The 10,206-nt window shown below is 40.2% G+C and carries 7 protein-coding genes and 1 pseudogene; 4 read left to right on the forward strand and 4 right to left on the reverse strand.

What is annotated here, in order from left to right; translation table 11 throughout:
* The 4 genes and pseudogenes from ACEW8O_RS14365 to ACEW8O_RS14380 all read right to left on the reverse strand — a co-directional run.
* A pseudogene (locus ACEW8O_RS14365) lies at positions 1–478 on the reverse strand (glycosyl transferase family 1); the annotation flags it as partial.
* Between the two features lie 3 nt (positions 479–481).
* Positions 482–2,914 (reverse strand): hypothetical protein, encoded by a 2,433-nt coding sequence (locus ACEW8O_RS14370; RefSeq protein ID WP_373495318.1) that lies wholly within the window; start codon positions 2,912–2,914, stop codon positions 482–484.
* A gap of 43 nt (positions 2,915–2,957) precedes the next feature.
* Positions 2,958–4,460: an L-arabinose isomerase gene (gene araA / locus ACEW8O_RS14375; protein ID WP_373495319.1), complete on the reverse strand. Its 1,503-nt coding sequence runs from the start codon at positions 4,458–4,460 to the stop codon at positions 2,958–2,960.
* 100 nt (positions 4,461–4,560) lie between these two features.
* The gene (locus tag ACEW8O_RS14380) at positions 4,561–5,271 is read right to left on the reverse strand and encodes an NrtR DNA-binding winged helix domain-containing protein (protein ID WP_373495320.1); all 711 of its coding nucleotides are present in this window, start codon (positions 5,269–5,271) and stop codon (positions 4,561–4,563) included.
* Positions 5,272–5,561: 290 nt separating this feature from the next.
* Between ACEW8O_RS14380 and ACEW8O_RS14385 the strand changes: the two genes are divergently transcribed.
* The 4 genes from ACEW8O_RS14385 (at position 5,562) to ACEW8O_RS14400 (ending at position 10,054) form a co-directional block, all read left to right on the forward strand.
* Positions 5,562–7,112 carry an alpha-N-arabinofuranosidase gene (locus tag ACEW8O_RS14385; protein ID WP_373495321.1) on the forward strand — a complete coding sequence of 517 codons (1,551 nt, stop codon included), beginning with the start codon at positions 5,562–5,564 and terminating at the stop codon, positions 7,110–7,112.
* A gap of 55 nt (positions 7,113–7,167) precedes the next feature.
* Complete coding sequence (locus tag ACEW8O_RS14390) at positions 7,168–8,832, forward strand: ribulokinase (protein WP_373495322.1); 1,665 nt, start codon at positions 7,168–7,170, stop codon at positions 8,830–8,832.
* A gap of 91 nt (positions 8,833–8,923) precedes the next feature.
* Positions 8,924–9,241 carry a four helix bundle protein gene (locus ACEW8O_RS14395; RefSeq protein ID WP_373495323.1) on the forward strand — a complete coding sequence of 106 codons (318 nt, stop codon included), beginning with the start codon at positions 8,924–8,926 and terminating at the stop codon, positions 9,239–9,241.
* Between the two features lie 114 nt (positions 9,242–9,355).
* On the forward strand, positions 9,356–10,054 hold the full coding sequence (locus ACEW8O_RS14400; protein WP_373495324.1) for an L-ribulose-5-phosphate 4-epimerase: 699 nt from the start codon (positions 9,356–9,358) through the stop codon (positions 10,052–10,054).
* Positions 10,055–10,206: the final 152 nt, after the last annotated feature.

Here is a 10,206-nt window from a genome sequence, read left to right on the forward strand (position 1 = left end):
TTCTGAGGCGGGGGAAATGATATTGAAATCCATTATTGATGATATTTCCTTTTGAGAAAAAATCATTGCCCGAATTCACCAGGGATTGGCTGACCGGAAAAAGGACTGTAGCCCATTCATAGGATTTTTCGCAGAACCATTTCAAAAGGGGGATTCTCAGACTTCCATAATTCAACTCGGGAATTGATGCGCAATCAGTTCCGTGAAGTATGATATAGACCGGCTTTCGGAACAGCATTCCCAATAAACTTGGGAAGAAGGACCAATACCCTCCAAAATGCACCAAAATAACATTCACACTTCCAATATTCACCAGCAGATTGAAAAATTGTAAGATCATAAATACCGGGGCTAACTCTTTTCTTTTCCAGTTGTAAGTATCGATGGTCAGGTCGTACTTTTTGCTTAGGATTTTAATGTCCTGCAAAACAAAGGATTGAAAAGAGGGAGTTACCAGCAGTAACTTTGGCTTTCGCATCAATCAGGAGTTTTTATTGGCTTGGTAAAAAGTGAAACCTATACTTCCTATCAGTAAAAGAACTGTCAGGTATTGAAATACTACCACCCATGTTTTTGTGGCATAGTAACTTGCCGGTTCAAAAACCATTTGAACTTCCGATTGTCCGTCAGGAACCACAATTCCCCTCAATAGGTAATTTGTCCTGATGATATCGGTTTCCTCACCGTTGACGAATGCTTTCCAGCCAATCGGATAGTAGATCTCAGAGAAGACCACCAATCCCCCTTTTTCTGCATTGATTGAATAAGTGAGTTCATTCGGGCTGATTTGGTTGAGGTCTATATTGCCATTACCTGATTGAACCTTACCAAAGTCTTTTTCATTGACCGTTGCAGTGGATTTTGTGTCCATGGTTGCGACCAGGTTGATTTCCTCTTCATCTGTGATCACATTTTGTATACTGGAAGGAAACCAGGCATAACCATTTAATTGGGGGTTCACAAACACCGCATTTTCAGCTTTTCCTGCCATGATGTATTTAGTGTTCAACATGTTCAGGGAATTCAGACCTTCCCAATCAAAATCACCTTCCTGGGCCTTTTGGATAAATGCTTGAATTTCAGGACTGATGACATTTTCTATCATTTCCTGATACCGTTTCATTTTGGCACCGTGGTATCCGCCGATACTGTTGAAATAATAACTGGTCCGGGCATCATTAAATGGATTTTCCAGATTCAACACCCTGAAATAACCTTTATCAGCAAGGATTCTTTCATCAGCAGGACTTTTGGCAAAGAACTGTTCTTTGGGACTATATTGAAAGGCATCCTCATTGAGGTATCTCTTGTTGATCATCCAAAGATCGATCACCAAGATGGCTGCGATTGCCAACCCGGCCACTTGGGTTGATATTTTGTTTTTTAAAGCTGCCCATATCAATCCTGCAGAAAGCAGGATGAATAGGACACTTTTGAAAGCACTGTTCCGCATGATCGATTTTCTGTCCTCCTGCAGTGCTTCAGCAAGCCAATCTGGGAAATTGGCATCCACCTGTCCTCTAAAGCTAAACATTCCCGCAAATACCGCAAAAAACAAAGCCAAACCCGCACTTGCCCCTAATGCGATCAATATGTTTTTGGTCAGAACTTTTTGATCTTGAGTTCTAAAAAGGTGCTCTAGGCCTAAACTTCCCAAAACAGGAATGGCAAATAAAGCCATGGAAAGTCCCATGGTAACTGCCCTAAATTTGTTGTATCCAAGCAAGTAATCGAAAACTGCATAGTTGAACCATTCCAGATTTTTACCCCAAGCCAATATGATGGACAATAGCGTAATGGATAGGAAAATGTATTTTTCTTTGCTTGGTGCAAACAGCAATCCAAGAACAAAAAAGAAGATCATAATTGCCCCCCCATAACTCGGCCCGCCTGTGCCAGGTTGATCCCCCCAATAGGTTCTGCCATTTTGAATAAAATCCCTGATCTGATCCTGTTGCGCACCATAAGACCTCAGTGCTTCCTCAGATTTGGAATTCTTGAGAAGTGGTTCCACACTTGCACCTCCGTATAAATAAGGGACCAATAGTGTGAGGGTTTCTAATTTTCCCTGAGACCAATTGAAAGCATAATCCTTATCAAGTCCCTGTTGGGAGGGATCAGAAGTGGATGTCAGATTGGAAGTTCCTCTTGTTGAATATGTCCCATATTCCAGCACTGTCGCAAATCGGCTGAGGTTGGCGCCAACAGCCAAAACAGCACCCAGAACCAAAACCAGCATTGTTTTCCCCAATTCAGGTAACCCCTTGTTCTTAAATGCTTCGATCACCTGAAAAAGCCCATATATGGCTACTATCAGGACAGTATAATAGGTGATCTGCAAATGGTTGAATTTCAATTGGAGCATAAGACCAAACGCAAAAAGGGCCAATCCTAAAATCCTTTTCCCTGAAAATGCCAAATGGATTCCTGCCAGAATCAATGGTATCAGACAGATTGCCCAGATTTTGGCATTATGCCCGGCATCCAAACTGATCACATGAAAAGTGTTGAAGGCAAAAGCAATGGCTCCGGGAATTGAAAATTCAGGCCTGACTTTGAAACCCAGCAACAGGATATACATGGAGACCATGCCAAAAAACAGCGAATTGACGGGGTGGGGGAGTCCCAGGGTAAAAACCTTGGTTAGGAAATTGGTGATATCTCCGGGGATTTCAAAACTTACCAGATAAGAAGGCATTCCTCCAAATAGCCTGTTTGTCCATAGGGCTTCTTCACCTGTTTCTGTCCTATAATCCATAATTTCCTTTGCAGCACCTTCCCATTGAAGAATGTCATATTGAAAAAGGATCTTGCCATCAATAACGGCCGGAGAGAAATAGAACAGTACAATCAGGTAAAAAATAACTACACCTATTAAGTGGGGCAGGATATCTTTTTTGAAGTTGGGTTGCATTCTATTTGGATTATCAATTTGTAGATAGCCTGCAAATTATAAATTATTTATCGAATACCTTATAATAGACTTCACTCCATTTAAGCTCATTTTGAAATTGTCTCAGGTTTGTATTGGTATCGATCACAATATTCTCCACTCCTGCAATGGAAGCAAAATCAGATAAATGTTCCGTTGTCAGGTTCTGACTGAAGCAGGTATGGTGTGCACCTCCTGCATAAATCCATGCCGCACAAGCGGTATTCATATCGGGCAGGGGTTTCCACATGACCCTGGCCACAGGAAGTTTCGGCAGGTCATATTGTGGTTCAACTGCTTCAACTGCATTGACCACCAACCTGAACCTGTTGCCCATATCCACAAGGGAGGCATTGAGTGATGGACCTGATTTACCATTAAACACCAATCTTACTGGGTCTTCTTTACCGCCAATTCCCAAAGGATGAACCTCACAACTTGGTTTTCCATTGGCCAGCACAGGATCAACTTCCAACATATGCGCGCCCAATACCAGATTGTTATCCGGTTCAAAATGGTAAGTATAATCTTCCATAAAGGCATTTCCACCTTCAAGACCTGTCCCCATCACTTTCATGGCCCTGACCAATGCAGCGGTTTTCCAATCACCTTCACCGGCATATCCATATCCTTCTGCCATTAGCCTTTGAGTGCCAATGCCCGGTAGTTGTTTCATTCCATGCAAATCCTCAAAAGTATTTGTGAATCCTTTGAAACCTCCCTCGCTGAGGAATTTACGCATACCCAGTTCGATTTTGGCTGCATCAAGAAGTGAAGTTCTTCGGTTTCCGTCTTTCAGTAGATTTCTGGAAAGTGTATAGGATTCTTCATATTCTGCCACCAATTGATCTATCTCATTTTCAGAAATTGAATTGATTACCTGAACCAGATCACCTACAGGATGGGTATTCACTGCAAAACCAAATCTCAATTCGGCCTCGACTTTATCGCCTTCGGTGACGGCCACATTTCGCATGTTGTCACCAAATCTCGCGAATTTTGCACTTTGCCAATCCTTCCATGCGGAAGCAGCCCTTGCCCAGGAATCAATTTGGGATTTTACATTTATGTCTTCCCAATGTCCTACAACCACCTTACGGTTAATTTTCATTCTGGAAATCATAAAGCCAAATTCCCTGTCCCCATGGGCACTTTGATTGAGATTCATAAAATCCATGTCGATGGAATCCCAAGGAATATCCCTGTTGAATTGAGTATGAAGATGGAGTAGGGGCTTGGTCAAAATCTTCAAACCTGAAATCCACATTTTCGCAGGTGAAAAAGTATGCATCCACGTAATCAGACCAATACAGGTGTCAGATTGGTTCGCCTCTTGGCAAATCGCAAAAATTTCTTCCGGAGTTTTGACTGTGGGTTTGAAAATAACACTTACACTGATTAGGGCGGAATTATTAAGTTCCTTGGAAATAATAAGTGAATGTTCAGCTACTTGCCTAAGCGTCTCATCGCCATAAAGATGTTGACTACCTGTGACAAACCACACCTCGTTTTGCTTCAAGCTATTCATTTTTTTAGATTTATAGGTAAAAAGGAAAACTAAGGAATTGATATTTAAGTGTCATAAATACACCATAATTTTTTTAAAATAAAAATATATGAGTAAATAATTACTCGTTGAGCATTGGGATTTCATTTCTTGGAATAAAATTCAATATACTCTGGAATTTTTCCCTGTAATATTCCTCATCTAGGCTGTAAAAATATGCGCCCTTTTTACTACTAGACTTATCTTTGTCTTTTTCCTTTTTCAATAAGCTTGTAGATAATATTTTTCTGCTGAAGTTTCTCTTGTCAATTTTAATATCAAAGAGACTTTCATACATTGTCTGAAGTTGTGGAAGGGTGAATTTATCAGGTAGGAGTTCAAAAAGGATAGGATGAAACATTGCTTTATATCGCAACCTGTCCAAAGCAGTTTTCACCATTTCTTCATGATCAAAAATAAGTTTCGGTAAGTCTTTGATCAAAAACCATCTTGCATGAAAATCATCATTGATCTGTTGTTGGTATTTCTTTATATCAATCAAGGCAACATAAGCCACTGCTATAACCCTTTCGATAGGGTCTCTGTCAGGTGTTCCAAAAACCTGTAATTGTTCCAGATATACATCCTCCAAACCAGTAAGTTGCTTGAGAATCCTGTCGGCTGCTTCATCTACAGATTCATTGATTTGGACAAAACCACCCATAAGACTCCATTTTTCTTTCTCCGGTGCGAAACCCCTCTGAATCAATAAAATTTTGTAATCCGATCCATCGAAGCCAAAAATAATGCTGTCTATGGCAACTAGAATCCGGGTCTGATTTGAGTATTTCATTTTTTAAATAAATTAACTATTCCGACAAATATAACTATATTAAGTTTTTGTAAATCCAAAGAAATATTTTAAAAGTCGATTTTTAGCTATTCCCAATCATTTTTTAGGCATTTTTATTTAAATTCCAATACAATTAGTGTACAATATACATTTAAAATTTGCCATATGGATAGAAAATTTCAATATTCGTATTCAAAAACTTGGCTTGGCAAATTCAAATTATTGAAACCACATATTTATTATTTGTTGAATTGAGTAAATGCGATATCCTATAAAACTTCAAAATAATCATGAATAAAAACTTATTAAAGGTTCCTTTTCTTTTGATGGCAATGTTGGTCACTTTAGTAGGCAGTGCCCAAAACAACCGGCTTATAGTCAATACCGATCAAACCGGAGTTGTAATCAACCGACACATCTACGGCCACTTTGCCGAGCATTTGGGAAGGAATATCTATGGTGGAATCTGGGTTGGTCCTGATTCGGAAATTCCAAATGAAGATGGCTATAGATTGGATGTGATGAAAGCTATCCAAAACCTGGAAATACCGAATCTGAGATGGCCGGGAGGTTGCTTTGCGGATGAATACCATTGGACAGATGGAATCGGTGATCCAAAAGACAGGCCCATGATGGTCAATACCCATTGGGGTGGTGTCGTTGAAGACAATTCATTTGGAACTCATGAGTTCATGAATTTTGCAAAAAAGATCGGGGCTGAACCTTACATTACCGGAAATGTGGGCAGTGGTTCGGTGGAAGAAATGTCCAAATGGATAGAATACATCAACTTTGATGGTGTCAGCCCCATGTCCAATCTGAGAAAGAAAAATGGACATGAAGAACCTTGGAACATCAAGTATTGGGGAGTGGGTAATGAAAACTGGGGCTGTGGTGGAAATATGACTGCTGAATATTATGCCAATGAATATAGAAGGTATGCTACATATGCCAGAGATTATGGTGCCAATAAGTTGTACAAAATAGCAGGAGGGGCAAACAGTTTTGATTACAATTGGACAGAAGTGTTGATGAGGAATATTCCAATATCCATGATGGATGGCCTTTCATTACACTATTATACAGTGACCGGTACGTGGCAGAACAAAACCTCGGCAACCGATTTTGACAAAGCAACCTATTTGGTTACCCTAAGCAAAGCAGCTAAAATTGAGGAATTGATTGTTCGACATGGTGCAATTATGGATCAATATGATCCGGAAAAGAAAGTAGGAATTATCTTTGACGAATGGGGAACATGGTTTGATGTGGAACCGGGTACCAATCCCGGTTTTCTTTATCAGCAAAATACCCTTAGAGATGCATTTGTTGCGGCCATTTCTCTAAATATTTTCAACAAGCATGCAGATAGGGTTCACATGGCCAACATTGCCCAAACAGTCAATGTCCTTCAGGCCATTATTTTGACCAATGACAACGAGATGTTACTCACTCCTACTTATCATATTTTTGATATGTACAAACCGCATAAAGATGCATTGCTATTGTCCCATCACCTGACTTCAGAGGAATTAAGTATTGGCAGCGAAAAAATGGAATCGCTAAATGTATCCACCTCCAAATCTGAAGACGGAACAGTCAATATCAGTATTGCCAATATCAATCCTGATAAGAAGATTGACCTGGATGTTCTTTTGAGAGGTATGGATGCAAAATCAGTTACTGCAACAATACTAACGGCACCGGAAATCAATTCTTATAATTCATTTGAAAAGAAAGAAGTGGTAAAGCCAACCGGATTCAAAGATTTTAAGCTGTCCAAGGAATCAATGAAAATAGCTGTTCCCGCAAAATCAATCCTGATGGTCAGGGTAAAATAATCTTTTAGAATCACCATTCTAGAATAATTGTCAGTTTGGTAAAATATCCTAAGTCATGAACGAAAAATTTGTAATAGGCCTAGATTATGGCACAGACTCTGTCAGGGCAGTTCTGGTAAATACTTCGAATGGAGAAACTCTTGCCGAAGATGTTTTTTGGTATCCAAGGTGGAAAAAAGGTAAATACTGTAATCCGGTAAGCAATCAATTCAGGCAACACCCATCAGACCATTTGGAGGGTCTGGAGTCCACCATTAAAAATGTGATCTCTAAATCAAGCATATCTCCTACTCAAATCAAAGCGATCTGCGTGGACACCACAGGATCTTCTCCCATGCCAGTGGATGAAAATGGACAGTCTTTGGCCTTGAAGCCTGAGTTTTCCGAAAACCCAAATGCCATGATGGTACTTTGGAAGGACCATACGGCCATCGCTGAGGCAGATGAAATCAACCATGTGGCCCGGACTTGGGGAGGGGAAGATTATACCAAATATGAAGGAGGAATTTATTCTTCGGAATGGTTTTGGGCAAAAATCCTGCATGTCATACGCGAAGATGAAGCCGTAAAAAATGCAGCCTTTTCTTGGATGGAACACTGTGATTTTATCACTGCGCAATTGATTGGATGTAAAGATCCTTTAACCTTGAAAAGAAGCAGATGCGCGGCTGGACACAAAGCCCTGTGGCATGAAAGCTGGGGCGGGCTGCCTCCTAAGGAATTTCTGGGAAAGTTTGATCCATATCTTGCTGACCTGAAAGACAGACTATATACAGATACCTACACTTCAGATGAAGTAGCAGGAAAATTAAGTGAATCTTGGGCAGCTAAACTTGGGCTTTCTACTGATGTTGTGGTCGCTGTGGGAACATTTGATGCCCATGCCGGAGCGGTAGGAGGAGAGGTTACAGCTAATACCCTGATCAAAGTAATGGGTACATCCACTTGCGATATCATGGTTACAGATAAGGAGACGCTTGGTAATAAATTGATCCCCGGGATCTGTGGTCAAGTGGACGGTTCCGTGATTCCCGGTACGATCGGCCTGGAAGCCGGACAATCAGGATTTGGAGATGTTCTGGCTTGGTTCAAAAACCTGTTGATCAAACCATCTTTGGAATTGATTGAGGAAAGTTCAACACTCAGTCAAGAGCAAAAAGAAAAACTGAAATCCGAACTGGAAGATCAACTGATTATAAAACTATCAGAAGAAGCATTGGCCATACCTGTTGCTGAGTCAAGCATTGTAGCCTTGGATTGGATCAATGGACGAAGAACACCTGATGCTAATCAATCTTTGAAAGGAGCTATTAGAAACCTCAATATGGGTTCAGATGCTCCTAGGATATTTAAATCCTTGGTGGAAGCAATTGCTTTTGGATCAAAGAGAATTGTGGAAAGGTTCAGAGAAGAGGGCATCAAAATAGATAATGTAATCGGTTTGGGAGGCGTAGCTAAAAAGTCCACCTTGGTCATGCAGACCCTCGCAGATGTACTCAATATGCCCATCAAAGTGGCCTCTTCAGATCAAGCCCCCGCCCTTGGTGCCGCCATGTACGCATCAGTAGCCGCCGGCATCCACCCCGACACCCAATCCGCCATCAAAGCCATGGGAAATGGATTTGATGAAGTGTATGAGCCGATTGAGGGGACTGTGGGGGTTTATGAGAAGCTTTATGGGGAGTATTTGGGGTTTGGAGGACTTATTGAAGGTGAATAATTTTAGATATTAGATGGTAGATTTTAGATTGGGAAGTGTAGAATGATTAAATTGTTGATGTAATCATTTTTCTAATCTAAATTTTTATACCATGCAAAATCAAATGAAATCCAGAACCAAGAAATTTTCAATTGATGTAATCGACCTTGCGGAAAATTTGCCGAATACAATTTCATCAAGGATAATTATTAATCAATTGGTGAAATCAGGAACATCGGTAGGAGCAAACTACAGGGCAGTTTGCAGGTCACGAAGTAACAATGAATTTATCTCTAAATTACAAGTTGTATTAGAGGAATCAGACGAAAGTTGTTATTGGCTGGAAATTGTCGAGGAAAAAGGTTGGGTTGATGTTAAAGATCTCCTAAAAGAAGCCAACGAGTTAACAGCCATATTTGTCAGTAGCTAAAAACCATTAAGAATAAATCAGTTAATTCCAAAAATACTAATATTAGGAAAACCTAAATTCGTTCTGATCTAAATCTAAAATCTAAAATCATCAATCTAAAATTTTAAATCATAAATGTACGAAGAACTTAAGCAAAAATGTTACGAATCAAACATGGACTTGCCCACCCTCAACCTCGTCGTCTATACATTTGGCAACGTAAGCGCAGCGGACCGGGAAAAGGGGGTATTTGCCATTAAGCCGAGTGGGGTTCCTTATGAAGATTTGAAAGTAGAGGATATTGTTATTGTGGATTTTGACAACAACATTGTGGAAGGATCAATGAGACCATCTTCCGATACCAAGACCCATGCTTTTTTATATAAACATTGGGACCATATCGGAGGGATTTGTCATACCCATTCCACCTATGCTGTTGCCTGGGCGCAGTCACAATTGGACATCCCGATTTTTGGGACAACCCATGCCGACCATTTGACTGCTGACATTCCCTGTGCACCTCCGATGTCAGATGAATTAATTCAGGGAGATTATGAACATAATACCGGGCAGCAGATTTTGGATATTTTTGAAGAAAAAAAACTGAATCCCAAAGAGGTGGAAATGGTGCTGATAGGCAACCATGGACCATTTGCTTGGGGAAAAGATGCAGCTAAGGCAGTTTATAATAGTAAAGTATTGGAAGAGATAGCAAAAATGGCCTATCTTACCTTACAGATCAATCCCAATGCACCAAGATTGAAAGATTCGCTTATCCGAAAGCACTTTGAAAGGAAACATGGAAAAGACGCCTATTATGGTCAGGGATGCTAATATAACCACCAAAAAAACAAAAAATGAAATCAATCAGTAATGCGGTAATGGTATCGCTAATCTTAGGAACACTTTGCTTTTGCAATGCTCCCAAAACCCAAGAAAAAGAAATGGAAAAAAAGGAAATCAAATTCAATGTCAACATTCAGGAA

Source organism: Aquiflexum sp., from assembly GCF_041749095.1.
Classification (GTDB): Bacteria; Bacteroidota; Bacteroidia; order Cytophagales; family Cyclobacteriaceae; genus Aquiflexum.